19 protein-coding genes and 1 pseudogene are annotated in these 19,469 nt (G+C 73.8%); 13 read left to right on the top strand and 7 right to left on the bottom strand.

The features are described 5' to 3' along the window. Nucleotides 1-48: 48 nt before the first annotated feature. Nucleotides 49-1,617: an MFS transporter gene (locus tag BX286_RS16020; protein ID WP_100863487.1), complete on the top strand. Its 1,569-nt coding sequence runs from the start codon at nucleotides 49-51 to the stop codon at nucleotides 1,615-1,617. Between the two features lie 88 nt (nucleotides 1,618-1,705). On the opposite strand, the gene BX286_RS16015 is transcribed toward BX286_RS16020, so the two are convergent. After that, nucleotides 1,706-2,506 (bottom strand): DUF6227 family protein, encoded by an 801-nt coding sequence (locus BX286_RS16015; RefSeq protein ID WP_121015275.1) that lies wholly within the window; start codon nucleotides 2,504-2,506, stop codon nucleotides 1,706-1,708. A 191-nt stretch (nucleotides 2,507-2,697) separates the two neighbouring features. Here BX286_RS16015 and BX286_RS16010 point away from each other — a divergent pair, with 191 nt between their 5' ends. Beyond that, a complete protein-coding gene (locus tag BX286_RS16010) occupies nucleotides 2,698-3,336 on the top strand; it encodes a vitamin K epoxide reductase family protein (protein WP_398898580.1) in 639 nt (212 codons plus the stop codon). A gap of 108 nt (nucleotides 3,337-3,444) precedes the next feature. Here the strand turns inward: BX286_RS16010 and BX286_RS16005 are convergent, their stop codons facing one another. Continuing rightward, on the bottom strand, nucleotides 3,445-3,858 hold the full coding sequence (locus BX286_RS16005; RefSeq protein ID WP_079427769.1) for a rodlin: 414 nt from the start codon (nucleotides 3,856-3,858) through the stop codon (nucleotides 3,445-3,447). A gap of 281 nt (nucleotides 3,859-4,139) precedes the next feature. Between BX286_RS16005 and BX286_RS16000 the strand changes: the two genes are divergently transcribed. Together BX286_RS16000 and BX286_RS15995 are read left to right on the top strand one after the other, a co-directional pair. Then, nucleotides 4,140-4,637 (top strand): hypothetical protein, encoded by a 498-nt coding sequence (locus BX286_RS16000; RefSeq protein ID WP_121015271.1) that lies wholly within the window; start codon nucleotides 4,140-4,142, stop codon nucleotides 4,635-4,637. A 161-nt stretch (nucleotides 4,638-4,798) separates the two neighbouring features. Then, on the top strand, nucleotides 4,799-5,041 hold the full coding sequence (locus BX286_RS15995; protein ID WP_079427765.1) for a chaplin: 243 nt from the start codon (nucleotides 4,799-4,801) through the stop codon (nucleotides 5,039-5,041). 98 nt (nucleotides 5,042-5,139) lie between these two features. Here BX286_RS15995 and BX286_RS15990 read toward each other — a convergent pair whose 3' ends face one another. The 5 genes and pseudogenes from BX286_RS15990 to BX286_RS15970 form a co-directional block, all read right to left on the bottom strand. Further along, nucleotides 5,140-5,481, bottom strand: coding sequence for a hypothetical protein (locus BX286_RS15990; RefSeq protein ID WP_079427763.1), 342 nt, complete (start codon nucleotides 5,479-5,481; stop codon nucleotides 5,140-5,142). A 179-nt stretch (nucleotides 5,482-5,660) separates the two neighbouring features. After that, nucleotides 5,661-7,016, bottom strand: coding sequence for a chaplin (locus BX286_RS15985; RefSeq protein ID WP_121015269.1), 1,356 nt, complete (start codon nucleotides 7,014-7,016; stop codon nucleotides 5,661-5,663). 120 nt (nucleotides 7,017-7,136) lie between these two features. Next, on the bottom strand, nucleotides 7,137-7,370 hold the full coding sequence (locus BX286_RS15980; RefSeq protein ID WP_079427759.1) for a chaplin: 234 nt from the start codon (nucleotides 7,368-7,370) through the stop codon (nucleotides 7,137-7,139). 239 nt (nucleotides 7,371-7,609) lie between these two features. Continuing rightward, complete coding sequence (locus tag BX286_RS15975) at nucleotides 7,610-8,020, bottom strand: rodlin (protein WP_079427756.1); 411 nt, start codon at nucleotides 8,018-8,020, stop codon at nucleotides 7,610-7,612. Nucleotides 8,021-8,138: 118 nt separating this feature from the next. Further along, nucleotides 8,139-8,263, bottom strand: a pseudogene (locus BX286_RS15970) (chaplin); the annotation flags it as partial. 122 nt (nucleotides 8,264-8,385) lie between these two features. On the opposite strand from BX286_RS15970, the gene BX286_RS15965 reads away from it, so the two are divergent. From BX286_RS15965 to BX286_RS15925, 9 genes are all read left to right on the top strand, one after another. Further along, nucleotides 8,386-9,561 carry a DUF3344 domain-containing protein gene (locus BX286_RS15965; RefSeq protein ID WP_079427754.1) on the top strand — a complete coding sequence of 392 codons (1,176 nt, stop codon included), beginning with the start codon at nucleotides 8,386-8,388 and terminating at the stop codon, nucleotides 9,559-9,561. Between the two features lie 19 nt (nucleotides 9,562-9,580). Continuing rightward, the gene (locus BX286_RS15960) at nucleotides 9,581-10,807 is read left to right on the top strand and encodes a glycosyltransferase (RefSeq protein WP_079427752.1); all 1,227 of its coding nucleotides are present in this window, start codon (nucleotides 9,581-9,583) and stop codon (nucleotides 10,805-10,807) included. Between the two features lie 2 nt (nucleotides 10,808-10,809). Then, on the top strand, nucleotides 10,810-12,369 hold the full coding sequence (locus BX286_RS15955; RefSeq protein WP_079427750.1) for an exopolysaccharide biosynthesis polyprenyl glycosylphosphotransferase: 1,560 nt from the start codon (nucleotides 10,810-10,812) through the stop codon (nucleotides 12,367-12,369). Nucleotides 12,370-12,372: 3 nt separating this feature from the next. Beyond that, on the top strand, nucleotides 12,373-13,731 hold the full coding sequence (locus BX286_RS15950; protein WP_121015267.1) for an O-antigen ligase: 1,359 nt from the start codon (nucleotides 12,373-12,375) through the stop codon (nucleotides 13,729-13,731). Continuing rightward, on the top strand, nucleotides 13,728-15,539 hold the full coding sequence (gene murJ / locus BX286_RS15945) for a murein biosynthesis integral membrane protein MurJ (protein ID WP_261993436.1): 1,812 nt from the start codon (nucleotides 13,728-13,730) through the stop codon (nucleotides 15,537-15,539). Before BX286_RS15950 ends, murJ begins: the two co-directional genes overlap by 4 nt. After that, the gene (locus BX286_RS15940; RefSeq protein WP_079427746.1) at nucleotides 15,529-16,311 is read left to right on the top strand and encodes a polysaccharide deacetylase family protein; all 783 of its coding nucleotides are present in this window, start codon (nucleotides 15,529-15,531) and stop codon (nucleotides 16,309-16,311) included. Before murJ ends, BX286_RS15940 begins: the two co-directional genes overlap by 11 nt. Further along, complete coding sequence (locus tag BX286_RS15935; RefSeq protein WP_261993435.1) at nucleotides 16,308-17,531, top strand: glycosyltransferase; 1,224 nt, start codon at nucleotides 16,308-16,310, stop codon at nucleotides 17,529-17,531. The genes BX286_RS15940 and BX286_RS15935 overlap by 4 nt, the downstream gene beginning before the upstream one ends. A gap of 90 nt (nucleotides 17,532-17,621) precedes the next feature. Then, nucleotides 17,622-18,329, top strand: a complete 708-nt coding sequence (locus tag BX286_RS15930; RefSeq protein ID WP_079427743.1) for a lipopolysaccharide biosynthesis protein — start codon at nucleotides 17,622-17,624, stop codon at nucleotides 18,327-18,329. Then, complete coding sequence (locus BX286_RS15925; RefSeq protein ID WP_121015265.1) at nucleotides 18,326-19,468, top strand: GNAT family N-acetyltransferase; 1,143 nt, start codon at nucleotides 18,326-18,328, stop codon at nucleotides 19,466-19,468. Before BX286_RS15930 ends, BX286_RS15925 begins: the two co-directional genes overlap by 4 nt. Nucleotide 19,469: the final 1 nt, after the last annotated feature.

The raw sequence follows: 19,469 nt of genomic DNA, 5'->3' as shown, positions 1-19,469 counted from the left end.
AGGTAAATAGGACACAGCCTGGCCTAGATGCGGTCTACGTTTCTCCCCATGAGCACCGAGACGCCCACAGCATCGCCCGAAAGAGAGAACGGGCCCGTACGAGAAGAGGGGAACGCGGCCGCCGCGGCGGCACCCGACACCATCGCCGAACCCGCCACCCCCGACGCACCGGCCGACCGTCTGCGCTGGCTGGCGCTGGCCATCGTGATGACCGCGTCCTTCATGGACCTGGTCGACGTCACGATCGTCAACATCGCGATACCCAGCATGCGCCAGGACTTCGGCGCCACGACCAGTGCGATCCAGTGGATCACGGCGGGCTACGCGCTCGCCTTCGCCGCCGGCCTGATCACCGGCGGCCGTCTCGGTGACATCTACGGCCGCAAGCGCCTCTTCCTCGTCGGCGTCGCCGGCTTCACCGCCGCCTCGCTGCTCTGCGGCATCGCACCCGACCCGGGCATGCTCGTCGCCTCCCGCCTCCTCCAGGGCGGCATGGCCGCGATGATGGTCCCGCAGGTCCTGGCGATCATCCACGTCACCTTCCCGCCGCACGAGCGCGGCAAGGTCTTCGGCATGTTCGGCGCGATCGTCGGCCTCGGCGCGGTCTCCGGCCCGCTGCTCGGCGCGCTGCTCACCGAGTGGAACCTCTTCGGCCTCGAATGGCGCACGATCTTCCTGATCAACCTGCCCGTCGGCATCGCCGCCGTGATCCTCGGCCGCAAGTTCATCTCCGAGTCCAAGGCCCCCAAGGCCCTGCGCCTCGACCTGATCGGCGTCGTCCTCGCGACCCTCGCCCTGGTCCTGCTGATCTACCCGCTCACCCAGGGCCGGGAGAACGACTGGCCGCTGTGGGGCTTCGCCTGCATGATCGCGTCGCCGGTCGTCTTCGCCGTCTTCATCGCGTACGAGAAGTACAAGATCAAGAAGGATGGCTCCCCGCTCGTCGAGCTCTCCCTCTTCCAGGTCAAGAGCTTCGCCGGCGGCATCACCGTCCAGCTGGCCTTCGGCCTGGCGACCGGCATCTTCTTCCTGGTCTGGACGCTCTACATGCAGATGGGCCTCGGCTGGACCCCGCTGCGCGCCGGCTGCACCGGCATCCCCTTCTCCATCGCCGTCTCCGTCGCCGCCGGCCTCTCCGTCGAGAAGCTCGTCCCCCGCTTCGGCCGCAAGGTGCTCCAGGCCGGTGCGCTGGTCATGGCCGCGGGCCTGCTCCTCTACATCTGGGAGTCCCAGCGCTACGGCATGGAGATCGCCTCCTGGCAGATGGCCGCCCCGCTGGTCGTCATGGGCATCGGCATGGGCCTGATCGTCGCCCCGCTGAACGACACCATCCTGTCCCAGGTGCCGCGCGAGCACGCCGGGTCGGCCTCCGGCCTGATCAACACCACCGGCCAGATGGGCAATGCCCTCGGCCTCGCCCTGACCTCCGTGGTCTTCTTCGGGTCGATCGACGACGACCGGATCCTCGGCGCGCCCTACGTCGAGGCCTTCCGCGGCGCGCTGTGGTGGGTCGTGGCGGTGCTCGTCGTGATCTTCGCGGTGATGTTCGTCCTGCCGCGCAAGCAGGTCCCCCTCGCAGAGCGCGAGGGCGCCGTGGAACAGGCCGCCCAGGCCTGAGCCCCCGGGCCGTACCCTCACGGACATGTCCGCCCTGTGGGCGGGCATGTCCGTTCTTCTTGGTCCCCCTGACCCCGCGCGGCCGGCGCTACCGCACCCGCGTGCGCAGTTCCATCGCCCCGCGCGCGGCGGCCTCGGTCCCGTAGACCTCGCACATGTGCCGGCCGTCCGGCGTGGCCGTGTGCTCGACCTCCCACAGGCTGACTTCGGTCCCGTCCAGCAGGACGAACGCGTGCTCGTACAGACTGAAGCCCGCGTCCCGCCCGTCGGCCAGGCAGTGGCGGCCGCCGAAGGCCTGGGTGATCTGGTGCGCGTAAGCCGACTGCAGCAGCTCCGCCAGCTCCTGCCCGGGGCGGTCGGTGTTCTCCGCGCGCCGCAGCACCCGGCGGGCGTGGTCGGCGGAGTCCTCCACCGTGTACTCGCGGTGCCGCTCCCGCGGATCCGGGGCGGCGAACAGGGCGCTCAGCAGCGCCAGATCCTCCTCCGCCACCTCCGCGCCCCAGCCCTGCGCCTCCTCCTCGGCCCCGTCCGGCCCGGGAGCGGGCGACAGGACCGGCTCCGCCGCGGCCTCGCCGAACAGCCGGGCCCCCGCCAGGGCGAGTTCGTCCCGGCCGGCGAACACCTCGTGCCGGCTGCTGCGGTCACCCCTCATCCGGTACGCCAGCTCCCACAAGGAGGCCGTCTCGCCATCGGAGAGCAGGTAGGTGTGCCGGTGGGTCTCCCGCCACAGTCCCGCCGACGGGCTGTGGTGCGTCGTGTAGAGGGAGGAGCTGTGGGCGAGCGCGGTACCGAGGCGCTCGACCAACGCGTCGGGAAGGTCGAAGGAGTTGAGGGCGCGGCCGAGGAGTCGCTCGAGGTGCGCCTCGGTTGTCTCGTACGGATCGCTCAAGGTGGGCTCCAGGCCATCGCAGCTTGTCACTTCGCGGAAGCACAACGTAGCCCCTGGCTCTGACATCACGTCCGGGATTCGGTAAAACGTCCGGGAAGCATCAGGGGTTCCCGCCACACCTTCAGGTCAACTTGCCCGGGAATGGCCCGCGTTCGTCAGGGTTTGCGGTGGTGCGCGGGACTATGGCCGGCATGGCAACGAACACAGTGGACGTCCCCCGCCAGCGGCGGCGCCCCCGTACCCGCTCCGAGGACGAACCGGACGCCCCCAGGTCCCTGGCCTGGCTGCTGGTGGTCACCGGGGCCGCCGGACTGCTGGCCTCGTGGGTGATCACCCTCGACAAGTTCCTCCTGCTGGAGGACCCGGACTTCAAGCCCGCGTGCAGCCTCAACCCCGTCGTCTCCTGCGGCAGCGTCATGAAGAGCGCCCAGGCGGCCGTCTTCGGCTTCCCCAACCCGATGCTCGGGCTGGCCGCCTACGGGGTCGTGGTCTGCGTCGGCGCCGGACTGCTCGCCGGGGCCCGCCACCGGCGCTGGTTCTGGCTGGGACTGAACGCCGGCACGGCCTTCGGCACCGGCTTCTGCGCCTGGCTGATGGTTCAGTCGCTCTACGAGATCAACGCCCTGTGCCTGTGGTGCTGCCTGGCCTGGACGGCGACCCTGCTGATGTTCTGGGCGGTCACGGCCCACAACGTCCGCACCGGCCGGCTGCCCGCGCCCACCCCGCTGCGGGGGTTCTTCACCGACTTCGCCTGGGCGCCGCCCGCCCTGCACCTCGGGGTGATCGGGATGCTGGTCCTGACCCGGTGGTGGGACTTCTGGACGGGGTAGCCCGGGTGGCCCCACGCGTACGAGGGCCCCGGCGGCTGGACGCCGCCGGGGCCCTCGTCACTTCGCTCCGCGGGCTGCGGCCCTGGACCAGGAAGGGTGGGGCTGGGGTCAGCTGCCCGAGGAGACGTTGCCGGACAGGACCGGGATGTTGTCCAGGATGTGCGAGAGCGGCTCGTCGCCCTTGGCCTGGGTGGAGTTCTCGGTGCACTGCTGGTTCTGCGGGTTGGACAGGATGTTGATGTCCTGGACACCGATGTTGGCCACGAGGGCGACCACGGACTGGGCGTTGACCTTCGCCGGCAGGGCGATGCAGGGCTTGTTGAGGGTGCCCTGGACCACGGAGAGCTGGGGGCTCATGTCGCCGGCGGTCTTCTGGTTGCCGTAGATCTGCTGGGAACCGTTGCCGTTGACGGTGTTGACCCCGTTGTCGTTGCCGATGGCCATGGCGGGGGAGGCAACCGCGGCGCCGGCGCCGACGGCAACGGCGGAGACCGCGGCGGCGGTCATGATCTTCTTGAGCATCATTGATCCTTTTGTCGCACGAGTGCCCGCTAGTGGAGCGCCCTGATCAACCGGCCGCCGCGGGGCATGGTTGCGCTGCTTCACTCGAACGGCTCGTGCGGGCCCGGGTTTTCCCCGGGGCGGGTGAGGCCGCTGCGGACACCTGCGCGAAGCCCGTACGCAGCCCCATGCGCGCGGGGGCGCCCGGGGTTCCGGTTGCGCCCCGTGGAGGGTGTTCGCACGGTGGGTGAGTAAGTGGACTACTCCGGTCCGCTTGCGCGACCACCCCGTAAGGATTCCTCATGCACTCCACCAAGGCGTCCCGTCTCCGCGTCCTCGTCCCGTCGGCCCTCGCCGTCGTCATACTGTCCGGCGCGGCCGCCCCCGCAGGCGCCGCGGACGGCCAGGGCCCCGCCGCCGTTGAGAGGAAGGCGGCGGCCGTGCAGCAGCAGATCGAACGGCTGGAGGAGGCGGCGGAATCCCGGGAGCGGGTCGCGGCCGGCCCGATCGACGACCTCCTGGCCGGCCTCTCGAAGACCCTCTCGGACCTGCTGGCCTCGCTCACGGGCCTGGTCGGGGGGATCAAGCTCCCACCGATCGAGCTGCCGAAGCTCCCCGAGATCAAGATCCCCGACGTCAAGCTGCCGGACCTCCCGGTCACCGTCCCCAAGCTGCCCGACCTCCCGGTGACCGTGCCCTCGGTCCCGGCGGTCCCGGCGGTGCCCGGAGCGGTACCGGCCGTCCCGGCCGTTCCGAGCGTCCCCGACGTCCAGATCCCCGACATCCCGATCAGCAACTAGCGGCCGGCCGCGGCGGACCCGGGCGGGCAGGATGGTTACGACTATTGGGCTGAACAGGTCAGATCTGGCCCTCGGCCGTGTCGTTGGGGAAGGTGGACCGTTTCGCTCGGTGTGAGCCCCGGTACCGGGGCAGGACATTCGAACGAGAAGGTGCACTTCCCATGAACTCTGCTGCCAAGAAGGCCGCCGTGGCCCTGGCCTCCGCTGGTCTCGCCGTGGCCGGTGCCGCCGGTGCCGCTTCCGCCGACGCCCAGGCCGAGGGCGCGGCCGTGGGCTCCCCGGGTGTCCTCTCGGGCAACCTGGTCCAGGTGCCGGTTCACATCCCGGTCAACATCTGCGGCAACTCCGTGAACGTCATCGGCGCGCTGAACCCGGCGTTCGGCAACATCTGCGTCAACGACTGACGTACGTCGCAGTCGGCACCCCGTGACCGTGGGCGCCACCGGCCTCGCCGGTGGCGCCCACGGTCGTGTCGGGAGCCTTGACGGCAGGCCCCCCGGCGTCACTTGCCGCCGTTGAGCTCCACTCCGCCGAGCAGCGGGGAGACCTTGGTCGCACCGTTCGCCAGGCCCAGGGCCGTGCCGGGAACGTCGTTGCGGATCTTGTTGACGCTCTGCGCGGTGCCGACCACCTTGCCGACGGTGTCGCCCTGCTCGGCCAGCGCGTTGCCCGCCGTCTGGGGGAGGGCCTCGGAGACGGGGTTCACGGCGTTCAGCACCTCGGTCACTCCGCCCGTCGCGCTCATGGGGGGCATCGCGGGGGCGTCGGCCGCGAAGGCGGGGGCCGTGGCGCCGAGAGCGGCGACGGACCCGACGACGACGGCGGCGACCTGTGAGAGCTTCATTGTCGAAATCCTCTTCTTTTCGTGGACCGAGGCGTCAGCGGCGACCGGCTCGCCGCTTTCGCCCTGCGTAACGATTCCCGGCCGTTCCGGAAACGCCGGCCGGCGGACGCGCGGCAGCGGCCGGAGAATCCGAGGTGGATTCTCCGGCCGATATTTCTTCCGATTACCGGTATTCCCGGTCAGGCGGCCGCGGACCTCCGGTAGAGAATCGCGCCGCCGAGGACGAGCGCCGAGGCGAGGGCCGCCATGGCGCCCAGCTCACCCGCGCCGGTGGCCGCCAGCTGCGGCCCCGCGTGGGCGGGCGCCGGCGCCGGGGCCGGCGCGGGCAGGGTCACCGGCGGGGCGGTGACGGGCGCGGGCGCCGGAGCGGGCGCGGGCGCCGGGGGCAGGTGCACCGGGAGGTCGCCGGCCGGGGCGGCCGGGGGCTGGTCGGCCGGCGGGGCGACCACCGGGGCGGGGGCCGGGGCCGGCCACTGGGGCTGGCTGCCGTGCGGGGGCCGGGGCGCCGGGACCTCCTGCGCGGGCGGCGCGGGGACCGGCTGTGCCTCGGGGGCCGGGGCGGGCACGGGCGCCGGGAGGGTGTGCGGCTGCTCCTCGACCGGGGCGGGGAGGGTGTGCGGCTGCTCCTCGACCGGGGCCGGGAGCGTCTGGGTGTGCTCCTGCGGAACGGGGGCCTCGGCGGGCGGGGCCGGCGGCGCGGGAACGGGGGCCTGGGCGGGCGCCGGAGCCGGTGCGGGGGCCGGGAGCGGGGCCGCGGGCGGTGCCGGGGCGGGCGCGGGCCGGGGCTTGGGGGCGGGCTTCGGCCGGGGCTTGGGCTTCGGGTGGTGCGGCGCGGGCGCGGGGGGAGCCGGGTGCGGGGCCGGGGGCTGCGCGTGGGGGGCGGGCGGGTGGTCGTCGCACTCCTCCTGCCCGCCCCGCGGACCGCGGTCCTCCTCGCCGGAGCCGCCGTAGGCGTCCTTGTGGCGGCTGTCGTCGTGGCGGGGCGCCGCATGGCGCGGGGCCTCGTGCCGGGGTGCCTCGGGGCGGGGCGCCGCGTGCTTGGGCGCCTCGTGCCGGGGAGCCCCGGGGCTGGCCTCCTCGTGCCGGGGGGCCGCGTGCCGGGGGGTGTGGGCGCGGGGTGCCTCGTCGCCGCGCTCCCCGTAGCCGCCCTCGTCCTCGCCGCGCTGCGCGGGCAGCGCGGGCCGGCCGCTCTCGCGCTCCTCCAGGTAGTGCCGGAAGGCCTCGGCGTTCTCGGGACTCAGGTAGCGCTCGTAGTCGTGGTGGCCGCCCTCGGAGCCGGTCGAGGTCGCGCAGTTGTTGCCCATCGCGGGGTTGAGCGCGGCACCCCCGTCCACGCTGTTGCCGCACACGTTCGGCGACAAGGTGATGGGTACCGAGACGCTGTTGCCGGACAGCACGCCCGGTGAATGCGAGGCCTCCGCCATCGCCCCGGGATGCGCGTAGGCCGCGCCGGTCGCGATCGACAGCAGACTCGAGGCGGCCGCAGCCGTGAGCACCCCCTTGCCCAGTACCTGTCGGCTCAGTACCTGTCGCATGGGTCCTTCCCTGTCTACCGGCGCGGGGGCCGGTCCTGAATCGAAGGTGGCCTCGGAGTGCACCGCCGTGCACTCCGAGGCCACCCGAGGAGGTTCGCCCTTGCGGGCGCAGGCGCTTCGTCAGTTGTTGACGCAGGTGTTGCCGAACGCGGGGTTCAGCAGCGCGATCACGTTGACGGTGTTGCCGCAGACGTTCACGGGGATGTGGACGGGGACCTGCACGAGGTTCCCGGAGCCCACGCCGGGGGAGCCGACGGCCTTGCCGTCGGCGACCGAGTCGGCGATGGCGGGGGAGGCGGCACCGGCGGCGACGAGAACGCCGGCGGCCATCACCACTGCCTTCTTGTACTTCATCTGAATTCGATCCTTCCCGCAGAGGTCTGTCCGCTGCATAGACAACAACGAGTGGGCCGGAGAAAAGAAACCGCAGAATCACGGTATTTCCGGGGGGTGCCGGTCAATTCACTCCGATGCTCCGGCGGTGCGTTCGGGGAATTTTGGTCCGCATTTATCGGGCGGGGAATTGGGGGGCCCGATACGCGGCGAGGCCGCCGCGACCCCGGGGGTGCGGCGGCCTCGCGGTGCGGCCTCGGTCAGCTGCCGACGGAGGCGTTGCCGGACAGGATCGGGATGTTGTCCAGGATGTGCGAGAGGGCCTCGTCGCCCTTGGCCTGGGTGGAGTTCTCGGTGCACTGCTGGTTCTGCGGGCTGGACAGGATCGGGATGTCCTGGACGCCGACGTTGACCGCGGACAGGATCGACTGGGCGTTGACCTTGGCGGGCAGGGCGATGCAGGGCTTGTTGAAGGAGCCCTGGATCAGCGCCATCTGCGGGCTCATGTTGCCGTAGGTGGCCTGGTTGCCGTAGATCTGCGCGGAGTTGTTGCCGTTGACGGTGTTGATGCCGTTGTCGTTGCCGATGGCCATCGCCTGCGGGGCCATGGCGGCGCCGAGGCCGACGGTGGAAGCGGCAACCGCTGCGCCGGCGACAAGCTTCTTGATCATTACCATCCCTTTTTTGCAGGATTGCCCGGTACTGGAGCACCCGGATCAACGGCCCGGCTGGGGCTCGGGTTGCGTCCCTTCACCCGGATGCCGCCGTTTCGGGCGGCGCGGTTGACGTTCAGGCGTTCACGCAGTGGTTGCCGAAGGCCGGGTTCGGCAGCCCGATGAGCTGGGCGGTGACGCCGCAGACGTTCACCGGCACGCCGACGGGGACCTGACGAGGTTGCCGCTCGGCACGCCGGGGACTGCGCGGCGACGCCCTATTCCTTTCGGTTCGGACCTCGAACGACGATGCACCGGCATAACGACCCGCCCACCGCCGGGGTGCGCGCTATCGCCCGAAAGGCCGTACGAGCGAGTCCGACGTGATTTCCAGCCCGATTTCTGACAAAGTTCACTCCTGTTTTGTCCCCTTGATCGAAAATGGAGACGGGGTCATGGGTTCCTCCCGCAGAATCCTCGGCGCACTCGGTCTGCTGTCCGGCCTCGTGCTTTCCGCGCACGCCCCTTCGGCGGGTGCCGCCGTTCCCGCCGCGGCACGTGAAATGCCCCGGATCCCCTTCACTCAGCGTTACCAGTCGGTGCAGCACGGCGGACTGGTCCGCGCCTCGAACTCGGCGATCAGCTGCCGCCGCGAGGAGTCCCCGCAGGCCGAGCCGTGCCCGGAGGTCAAGAAGGGCGCGGCCGGGACCAACGGCGACTTCGAGATGTTCTACGACGAGGTCGACAAGGACCCCGACACCTACAACTCCACCCGGGCCGAGCTCAAGGTCCCGCAGGGCGCGAAGGTCTCGTACGCCCGGCTGTACTGGGGCGGGAACCTGCGGGTCGGGGAGCAGAAGCCGCCGGAGGACAACGGCCGCGTGCTGGTCGCCGAGCCCGGGGGCGCGTACAAGGCGGTGATCGCCGACACGGTGATCGGGCACCGCACCGACGCGGGCAGCGACGCCTACCAGGCCTCGGCCGACGTCACCCCGCTGGTGCGCAAGGGCGGTGCGGGGATGTGGACCGTGGCCCAGCTCAACGTGGCCATGGGGCACTCGGAGGTGGGCGCCTGGGGCGGCTGGACGCTGGTGGTCGCCTACGAGCACCCGCAGGAGCCGGTGCGCCGGATCTCGCTGTGGGACGGCTTCGAGTCCCTTGCCGCCGGGGCCGGCGAGGCCGCCGCGGAGACGGTGCAGGTGGCCGGGCTGGACGCGCCCCCGGGGGCCGCGGGCAAGGCCGGCGTGGTCGCGTACGACGGGGACCGCGGAGCCCTGGGGGACTCACTCACGGTGACGGCGGACAGCGGGCGCCGGATCAACGTCAGCGACGCGGAGAACCCCTTCAACGACGTCATGAATTCCACCATCACGGAATTCGGGCGTTCTGCATCCGTACGACAGCCTGAAAATATTAATAATCTCGGATATGACGCGGACGTGTTTGATCTGAGTCCCGCTCTGTCCGGTGGCGCCCACAGCCTGGACTTCAGGTTCACGGGCGAAAGCCAGGGTCAATTCCTCGGTGTGCTCTTCGTTCAGACAGACGCGCGCCGCTGAGCGCAGGAGACCGCTCCACGTGCCGAAACACCCCTCGCCGGCCGGCTCCCCGGCCGCGCAGTCCGTTACCGTCCTGCACCTCGTCCAGCCCGTCGAGGGCGGCGTCGCACGGGTCGTCACCGACCTCGTACGGGCCCAGTCGGCCGCCGGGCTGCGCGTCGTCGTCGGCTGCCCCGACGGCGGCGTCCTCGCCGGCGACGCCCGCGCGGCCGGGGCCGAGGTGCTGACCTGGCGCGCCGGACGCTCCCCCGGACCGGGACTGCCGGCCGAGGTGCTCGCCGCCGCCCGACTGGTCCGCCGCGTCCGCCCCGACCTGCTGCACGCCCACAGCGCAAAGGCCGGCCTGGCCGGGCGGATCGCCGTACGGGGCTCCCTGCCCACGGTGTTCCAGCCCCACGCCTGGTCCTTCGACGCCGTCGGCGGCACCACCGCCGCCCTCGCGCTGCGCTGGGAACGGGCCGGCGCCCGCTGGGCCGACCGGGTGCTCTGCGTCAGCGAGGCCGAGCGCCGGGCCGGCGAGTCCGAGGGGATCGACGCCCGCTGGACGGTGATCCGCAACGGCGTCGACCTCACCCACTTCCGCCCCGGCCACCCCGACCCCGGCCGCGACCGCGCCGAGGCCCGCGCCGGACTCCCGCTGCCCGCCGCCCTCCAGGACGGACCCCTCGCCGTCTGCGTCGGCCGGCTCTGCCCCCAGAAGGGCCAGGACGTCCTGCTGCGCGCCTGGCCCGAGGTGGCGGCCACCGTCCCCGGCGCCCGCCTCGCCCTGGTCGGCGACGGCCCCGACGCCGAACGGCTGCGCCGCGCCGCACCCCCCGGAGTCCACTTCGCCGGAGCCGCCGCCGACATCCGACCGTGGCTTCGGGCCGCCGATCTCGTTGTATTGCCGTCGCGGTGGGAAGGCATGGCGCTCGCCCCCCTCGAAGCCATGGCCTGCGGCCGACCGGTCCTGGTCTCCGACGTCAGCGGTGCGCGGGAGAGCCTGCCGTCCGGCCACGGACGGCTCTGCCTGGTACCTCCGGAGGACCCGACGGCGCTGGCCAAGGCGCTGGGACGGCTGCTCGCCGAACCGCGGCTGCTCACCGAACTCGGGGAGCAGGCCCAGCAGCACGCCCGGAGCGAGTTCGACGTGCGGCGGACCACGGACGCGGTCACCGGCCTGTACCACGAACTGCTGGGCAGGCCCGCCCCCTTGCTCCACCGGGGGGACCCCCAGCCCTTGAACCAGGAGCGCATCAGCCGATGACGATGGACAGCGCAGCCGCCCGGCACACCGGAGGGCAGAGCGGCACGGGGCACGCCGGCGGCAGCGCCTTCGCCTCCGTGTCGCGGGCCGCCCCACCCGCCGTGTCACCCGCCAAGCCCCGCCGTGCCGTGACCGCCATCCACCCGCCGCGCGGCCCCCGCGCCGATCGGGCCCGCCCCGCCGTCCGCCCGGACCGGGTCCGCCGCGGCCGGGGTCCCGCCGCGCTCCTGGCCGCCGACGCGCTGGCCGCCGCCGTCACCGCGACCGCCCTGCCCGGCTCGCCGCTCCCGCCCCAGGCCGCGGTACCGGCCGCCGTCCTGCTCGCCGCCGCCAACGCCGCCCTCCAGGCGCAGGGCGGCCTCTACCGGCCCCGCCTCGCGCCCTCCGCCCTGCTCGAACTGCCCGCCCTGGCCGGGCGGGCCGCCGCGCTGTGGTGCGGGGCCGCCGCCGTCCTCGCCGCCGCCGCACCCGGGCGGGCCCTCGGCTGGAACACCCTGCTCACCGCCGTCTGCCTGCACGTCGTCCTGGCCTGCGCGGGACGCGGGCTCGTCCACCGGATGTGGCGCCGATCGGCCGTGCGCCGCCCCGTCTCCACGCTCGTCGTCGGCCCCGGGGACGGCGCCGGCGCGGTCGCCGCCGCGCTGCACGGACGCCCCGAGTACGGGCTGCGGCCCGTCGGGATCGCCGACCCCGCCGAGGCCGCCGACGGGGAGGGCGGCCCGCTGCCCGTACTCGCCACCCACGAGGACGTCCGGCGCGCCGTCATCCAGAACTCCGTGCGCTGCGCCGTCTTCACCCGCCCGCCCGAGGCCGACGAGCGCACCGCCGCACTGGTCCGCCTCTTCCACGACCACGGCTGCCGGCTCTGGCTCGCCGACCCCGCCGGCACCGCCAAGGTCACCGGCATGCGGCTCGCCCACCCCGCCGACCAGCTGTGGGGCCACGCCGTCCAGCCCCTGCTGCCCCGCCCCGCCCGGCCCCTGGAGCGGTCCGCCAAGCGGGTCATCGACTCCCTGCTCGCCGCGCTCGCCCTGCTCGCCGCCGCCCCCGTCATGGGGGCCTGCGCCCTGGCCGTACGGCTGTCCGACGGACCCGGGGTGATCTTCCGTCAGGAACGCGTCGGCCTCTACGGACGCCCCTTCACCCTGCTGAAGTTCCGCACCCTGCGCGCCGACGCGCACGAGTCCGCCACCCGCTGGACCGTGGCCGGCGACTGCCGGATGAGCCTCGTCGGCTCCTTCCTGCGCAAGTCCTCGCTGGACGAGCTGCCGCAGCTGTGGAACGTGGTCCGCGGCGACATGAGCCTGGTTGGCCCGCGCCCCGAACGCCCCTTCTTCGTCGCCAAGTTCAGCAGCATCCACCCCGGCTACGAGGCCCGCCACCGGATGCCGGCCGGCATCACCGGCCTGGCCCAGATCAACGGGCTGCGCGGGGACACGTCCATCGAGGACCGGGCCCGCTTCGACAACCACTACATCGACACCTGGTCGCTCTGGCAGGACCTGTGGATCCTGGCCCGCACCGCCGCCTCCTTCTTCCGGTTCCGGCTGGGCGGGAGCTGAACCATGACCCTCGCCGTCCCCGGACCCGTGCGCCCGCCCGGCGCGGCCGCCGCGCTGCGCCGGCACTGGCCGCTGCTGCCGCTCGCCGCGACCGTCCTGTTCCTCCTCGCCCCGCTCCCGGCCGGTGACGCCACCGCCTCCGGGAAGGTCGGCCCCGCCGACGCCGCCTCGCTGCTGCTCGCCCTCGTCTGCGCCGTCCAGGCCCTGCGCGGGAGGGTGCGCAGGCTCGACCCGCTGGGCGTGCTCGTGCTCGGGGCGCCGGGGATCGGGCTCGCCGTCGCCACGATGACCGCCGGGGACCCGTACGCCGCCCTGCCCGGGTTCGTGCGCTACCTCCAGGTGTTCGTACTGGTCCCGGCGGCCGTGGTGCTGCTGGTGCGCGACGCCCTGGAGTTCCGGCTGGCCGCCGGGTGCTTCGTCGTGCTCGGGCTGGTGCAGGGCGCCGTGGGCGTCGTGCAGTACGCGACCCACACCGGAGCCTCCTACCAGGGCGAGGACATCCGCGCCGTGGGCACCTTCGGCCCCGGCGACGTCATGGGCATGGCCACCGTCGTCGCGTACGGGCTGATCGTCGCCACCGCCGCCGCCCTCGCCCCGGGACTGTCCGCGAAGGTCCGGCGGACCGCCGGGGGCTGCGCGCTGGTCCTGGTGGTGCCGCTGGTGCTCTCCTTCAGCCGGGGCGCGTGGATCGCCACCGCCGCGGCCGCGCTGCTGGTGATGTGCCTGGCCGGGATCCGCCGCGCGCTGGCGGTGCTGCTGGCGCTGACCGCCCTCGGGGTGGTCCTCGTCGGCGGGCTCGGGCTGGGCTCCGAGATGGTCGCCGAACGGCTGAACTCCATCACCCAGGTCTCCAGCGCCCCCGACCAGTCGGTGACCGACCGCTACACGATGTGGGCCGCCGCCGAGTCGATGTGGCGCGAGCGGCCCGCCGTCGGGGTGGGCCTCAAGGGCTTCCCCGCCCAGCGCGACGGGCACTCCTCGCTCGGGCTGTCCTCCGGCAGCGACACCGCCGGGGCGGGCCAGGCCTTCGTGAAGCAGCCCCTGCTCTCCCCGCACAACATGTACCTGCTGGTCCTCGGCGAGCAGGGGCTCGTCGGACTGCTCGCGCTCGCGGGCGGCTGGGCCGCCCTCCTGGTCGCGGGCCTGCGCCGGTACGCGGCCGCCCGGGACCGGGCGCTGCGGGACTGCGGGCTGATCGCCACCGGCCTGTTCGTCTGGCAGCTGACCGACTTCCTGTACGCGGACATCGGCGGCCCCTCCACCGTGCTGACCGGTGTGATCATCGGGCTCGCGGCCTGGTGGGCCCTGCCCTCCACCGGCCTCGCGGGCGGCCGGCCCGCCGACGGGCCGGCCGCCCGGTGACCGACACGACACCCTGGCGGAGGCCCGCGGCCCCGGCGACCGACGTCGCCGCGGCCGCGGGCCCCGCCGCTGTTCCCGCCGGACGGGCCGCCCGGCCCGGGCGGGGCACGGGCCGCGCCCGGGCTGCGGCCGGGGCCGGGGCGGGGGCCGGGGCGGGGGCCGGGGCAGTGAAGGCGGCTCCGCTCGGGCGGTTCCTCGCCAAGGCCGCCGCCGTCACCGCCGGACTGACCGCCGCCGGAGCCCTGTTCGGCCTCGTCCGCGACCAGACCATCGCGCACCTCTTCGGCGCCGGACACGACAGCGACGCCTTCCTCATCTCCTGGACCGTCCCCGAGATGGCCTCGACCCTGCTGATCGAGGACGCCATGGCCCTGCTGATGGTGCCCGCCTTCAGCCACGCCCTCGCCCGGCGCGCCGCCAGCCGGGCCGGGCTCACCCGCCGGGAAGCCCGCGCCGCCGACCCCGTACGCCTGCTCGTCGGGGCCACCCTGCCGCGCCTGATGGTCTTCCTCGCCGCCGTCGCCTCCGTGCTCGTCCTCGCCGCACCCCTGGTCGTCGACATCCTGGCGCCCGGCCTGCCCGACCCGGAACTGGCCGTCCAGTGCACCCGGATGACCGCCCTGACCGTCCTGACCTTCGGCATCGCCGGATACTTCAGCGCCGGCCTGCGCGCCCACCGGTCCTTCCTGCCGCCCGCCGCGATCTACGTCTCGTACAACGTCGGCATCATCGGCACCATGGTCGCCCTCCACACCCTGTGGGGCGTCCGTGCCGCCGCCGCCGGGGTCGCCGTCGGCGGACTGCTGATGGTGCTCGTCCAGCTGCCCGCGTTCATCCGCAACGTCGGCTTCGGCCCTCCCCGTGCCAGGAGGACCCCGCGCAGCCAGCGCGACCGCGACCGGCCCACCCTCGTCGCCTTCGGGATGATCGCCCCCGTCATCTCCTTCGCCGTCTTCCGCCAGTCCCAGGTCCTCGTCGAACGCTTCCTCGCCGCCTCCCTGCCCCCCGGCGCCATCTCGCACCTCAACTACGCGCAGAAGGTCGCGCAGATGCCGATGGTGCTCTCCCTGATGATCTGCACCGTCACCTTCCCCGTCGTCGCCCAGGCCATGGCCGGCGGCGAACGCGAGAAGGCCCGCCGGCGCGTCGAACAGGACCTCGCCCTCGCCTCCCTCGCCGTCCTCCTCGGCACGGCCCTGGTCATCGGCTACGCACCGCAGATCATCGAAGTCCTCTTCGAACGCGGCGCCTTCACCCACCAGGACACCCTCACCACCGCCTCCGTCATGCGCGTCTACGGCCTCGGCCTCCTCGGCCACTGCCTCGTCGGCGCCCTGTCCCGGCCCTTCTTCTCGACCGCCCGGCCCACCTGGTTCCCGGCGCTCGCGATGGGTGCCGGGCTGTTCGTCAACATCGCCGCCGGAGCCCTCTTCGTCGGCTGGTGGGGCACCTACGGCATCGCCGCCGCCAACGCCGCCGGCATCACCGCCGCCGCCGCCCTGCTCCTCACCGGCATCGGCTCCCGCATCATCCCCATCCAGGCCCGCCGCGTGGCCGTCAGCATCGGCCGCCTCGCCGTCGCGGCCGCCTCCGCCTGCGCCACCGGCTGGCTCGCCGGCCCGATGATCCCCGACCCGCTGCTCAGCGCCGCCCTCGGCTGCCTGCTCGTCCCCGCCATGTTCGGGGCCACCGGCATGGCCATGAGAGCCATCGAGATCACCGCCCTGCCCGGCCAGATCGCCCAGCTCGCCGCCCAGACCGCCGTCCAGATCACCCAGCTCACCCAGAGGTTCCGCAATGCCCGCTGACACCGACACGGCACCCGCCGCCGTGACGGCCGCCGCCCGCCGGACCGCATCGCCGTGGGTCCTGATGTACCACTCCGTCGCCGAGTTCACCGACCCGGCCGAAGACCCGTACGGGATCACCGTCACCCCCGGCGCCCTGGAGGCCCAGCTGCTGTGGCTGCGCTCCCGCGGGCTGCGCGGGGTGTCCGTCGGCGAACTCCTGCGCGCCCGCGCGGCCGGCCGCGCCCAGGGCCTCGTCGGCCTCACCTTCGACGACGGCTACACCGACTTCCTCACCCGCGCCCTGCCCCTGCTGCGCCGCCACGGGTTCACCGCCACCCTCTTCGTACTGCCCGGCCGGCTCGGCGTCGACAACGTGTGGGACCCGCTCGGCCCCCGCAAGTCCCTCCTCACCGCCGAGCAGATCCGCGAGGTCGCCGCCGCCGGCCAGGAGATCGGCTCCCACGGGCTGCTCCACCAGGACCTCACCGCCGCTCCCGACGACGTCCTCCAGCAGGAACTGCGCGGCAGCCGCGAGCTCCTGCGCGAAATCACCGGCACCCTCCCCGAGGGCTTCTGCTACCCCTACGGGCACCTCGACGCCCGTGTCGTCGACGCCACCCGCGCCGCCGGGTACGGGTACGCCTGCGCGATCTCCCCCGGCCGCCTCGCCGGCCGCCACGCCCTGCCCCGTACGCACGTCAGCCAGGCCGACGGAGCCGCCCGGATGCGGATCAAGGAGCTGCGGCACGGGGCGCGCGAGCTGCGGCGGAAGGTGCCGGTGCTGCGGTGAAGGCCCTCCACGTCATCACCGGGCTCGGCGTCGGCGGCGCCGAACAGCAACTGCGCCTGCTGCTGCGCCACATGCCGATGCAGTGCGACGTCCTGACCCTCACCAACCCCGGCCCGGTCGCCGAAGGGCTGCGCGCCGACGGGGTCCGCGTCGTCCACCTCGGCATGCGCGGCAACCGCGACCTGGGCGCGCTGCCCAAGCTCGTCCGGTTCATCCGCCGCGGCCGCTACGACCTCGTCCACACCCACCTGTACCGGGCCTGCGTCTACGGCCGCATCGCCGCCCGGCTCGCGGGCGTCGGCGCGACGGTCGCCACCGAACACTCCCTGGGCGAGGCCGAGATCGAGGGCCGCCCGCTGTCCCGCGGGGTCCGCTCCCTCTACCTGGCCAGCGAACGCCTCGGCGCGGCGACCGTCGCCGTGTCGGACACCGTCGCCGCCCGGCTGGAGGACTGGGGGGTGCCGGCCGCCCGCGTCCACGTGGTCCCGAACGGGATCGAGGCCGCCCGCTTCCGCTTCGACGAGGGCGTACGCCGCGCCACCCGCGCCCGCACCGGGCTGCCCGAACGGGCCTTCGTGATCGGCGGGGTCGGGCGGCTGGTCCCGGGCAAGCGGTTCGACGTCCTGGTACGGGCCGTCGCCGCGCTCCCGGGGGCGCACCTGCTGCTGGCCGGGGACGGGCCCGAGCGGGCCGCGCTGCGCAGCCTGGCCGCCGAACTGGGCGCGCAGTCGCGGATCCACCTGCTGGGGGAGCGGGACCCGCTGGGCGACAGCCCCGACGGGCGCACCCCCGGCATCCCCGCGCTGCTGGCCGCCATGGACGTGTTCGTGTCCCCGTCGCGGGAGGAGGCGTTCGGGCTGGCCGTGGTCGAGGCGCTGGCCGCGGGGCTGCCCGTGCTGCACGTCACCTGCCCCGCCATCGACGACCTCCCCGCCGCGCAGGCGCCGGGCGCGCGACGGATCGGCACCGGCACCGCGGAGCTGGTCGCCGCGCTGCGCGGGCACATGGAGGCGGGGGCGCGCCGGCTGCCGGCGCCGCCGGTGGTGCGGCGGTACGACATCGCGCGGAGCGCGGAACGGCTGCTGGACGTCTACGGGCTCGCGCTCGCGGCGCCCGTGCCCGTGCCCATGCCCGTGCCTTCGGCTCGGGGCGGGGCGGAGCCGGAGCCGCCCGGGCCTGCCGGGCCGGGGCCGGTCCGGGACGGCTCGGGGGAGGGCTGACCCGCCTCCTTTCCGCGTACGTACCCGATCACCTCATCACCCCTTCGTCTCTTCACCTCCCACCCCTCCACCCAGGAAGCGAGCGTCCTCATGACCGACACCGCCGACCAGAAGAAGTCCGACCACCGTTCCGGCAAGAAGCGCAGGTTCCTGCCCCCGCCCGCCTGGTGGCCGCTGCCCGCCTGCGCCCTGCTCGGACTGGCCGCCGGCGGGGCGTACGGGGTGCTCAAGGCACCCGACTACGCGGCCACCAGCTACGTCGTCGCCGTGCCGAACGAGACCACCCAGCCGGCCACCGCCCAGGGCTTCGCCCAGGCCTACGGCCGCATCGCCACCAGCAGCTCCACCCTCGCCTACGCCCAGCCCCGCGCGGGCATCGGCGCCCAGCAGCTGCGGACGCAGGTCCGGGCCGAGACCTCCCCCGACTCCCCGATGATCGCGATCACCGGCACCTCCAGGAGCGCTTCCGAGGCCGCCGACATCGCCAACGCCGTCGCGGACGCCCTCACGCTGAGCAGCAACCAGGCCGCCAAGAACACGGGTGTGCAACTGCTGCTGTTCAGCCAGGCCGTCGCGCCGACCGAGCCCTCCTCCCCGTCCGCCGCGATCAGCGCCGCCGTCGGACTGTGCGCGGGCGGGCTGCTCGGCGGGCTGTGGCTGCTGGCCCGGCCCGCCCGCCGCCGGCCCGAGGAGCGGGAGGGGGCGGAGCACCCGGTGGTGGAGGAGTACGCCTCCCTGCCCGCCCAGGGCGAGCACTCCGGGCACTCCGAGACCAAGGAGAAGGAGTCCGTGCGATGACGCAGGGCTCCACCGGGGCTCTGACGGTGACGCTGTGCCGGGACTCCCGGCAGTTCGCGGCGCTGGAGGAGGCCTGGAACCGGCTCGTCCGGGCGTGTCCCACCGCCACCCCCTTCCAGAGCCACGCCTGGCTGCACTCGTGGTGGCTGTCGTACGGCAAGGACGGGCGGCTGCGGATCCTGCTCGTGCGGCGGGGCGAGGAACTGGTCGGGGCGGCCGCGCTGATGCTCGTACACCGGCCGCTGCCGCGGCTGGTGCCGCTGGGCGGGCCGATCACCGACTACTTCGACGTGCTCGTGTCGCGGGAGCACGCCGGGCAGGTCGTGCCCGCCCTGGCGCAGGGGCTGCACCGGGCCGCCCGCAGGGCCGTGGTCGACCTGCGCGAGGTACGGCCCGGGGCCGCCGCCGAAGCCGTGTTCGAGGTCTGGCCGGGGGTGTCCAGCAGGCTGACCGACTCCACCTGCATGGAGCTGCCCGCCCTCCCCTTCGACCAGCTCGTCAAGCGGATGCCGGCCTCCGGCGCCCAGCGGGTGCGGGCCAAGCTGCGCAAGACCGACGCCGCCGGGATCGAGGAACACGAGGTCACCGAGCAGGAGGTGCCGCAGGCCGTACGGACCCTGCTGCGGCTGCACGAGAAGCAGTGGCGCGGCCGCGGGGTGACCCCGGAGCACCTCAGGCCCCGCTTCGCCGAGCACCTGACCCGGGCCACCCGGCGGATGGTGCGGGCGGGGGAGGGCCGGCTGACGGAGTTCCGGCTGGACGGGAACGTGGTGGCGGCCAACGTCACCCTGCTGTCCGCCGCGCTGAGCGGCGGCTACCTGTACGGGGCGGACCCGGGGCTGCGCGAGCGGAAGGTGGACGTGGCGACGCTGCTGCTGCGCTACGAGGCCGGGCGGGCGCTGGAGGAGGGCCGGGCGGTGGTGAGCTTCCTGCGCGGCAACGAGCCGTACAAGAACCACTGGCGTCCGGAGACGGTCGTCAACCAGCGCCTGCTGATGGCCACGCACGCGCTCGCGCCCCTGCTGCGACTGCACGAGTCGCAGGTCACGGGGCGCGAGCGGGCGGTGGGGGCGCTGCGCGAGGCGCTGCCGGCCGCCCGGGACTGGCGGGCGCGGCTGAACGAACTGCGGGTGCGATGAC

Origin of the sequence: Streptomyces sp. 3211.6 (assembly GCF_003634815.1) — a bacterium.
GTDB classification, from domain to species: domain Bacteria; phylum Actinomycetota; class Actinomycetes; order Streptomycetales; family Streptomycetaceae; genus Streptomyces; species Streptomyces katrae_A.
This window is presented reverse-complemented; position numbering and strand designations above follow the sequence as displayed.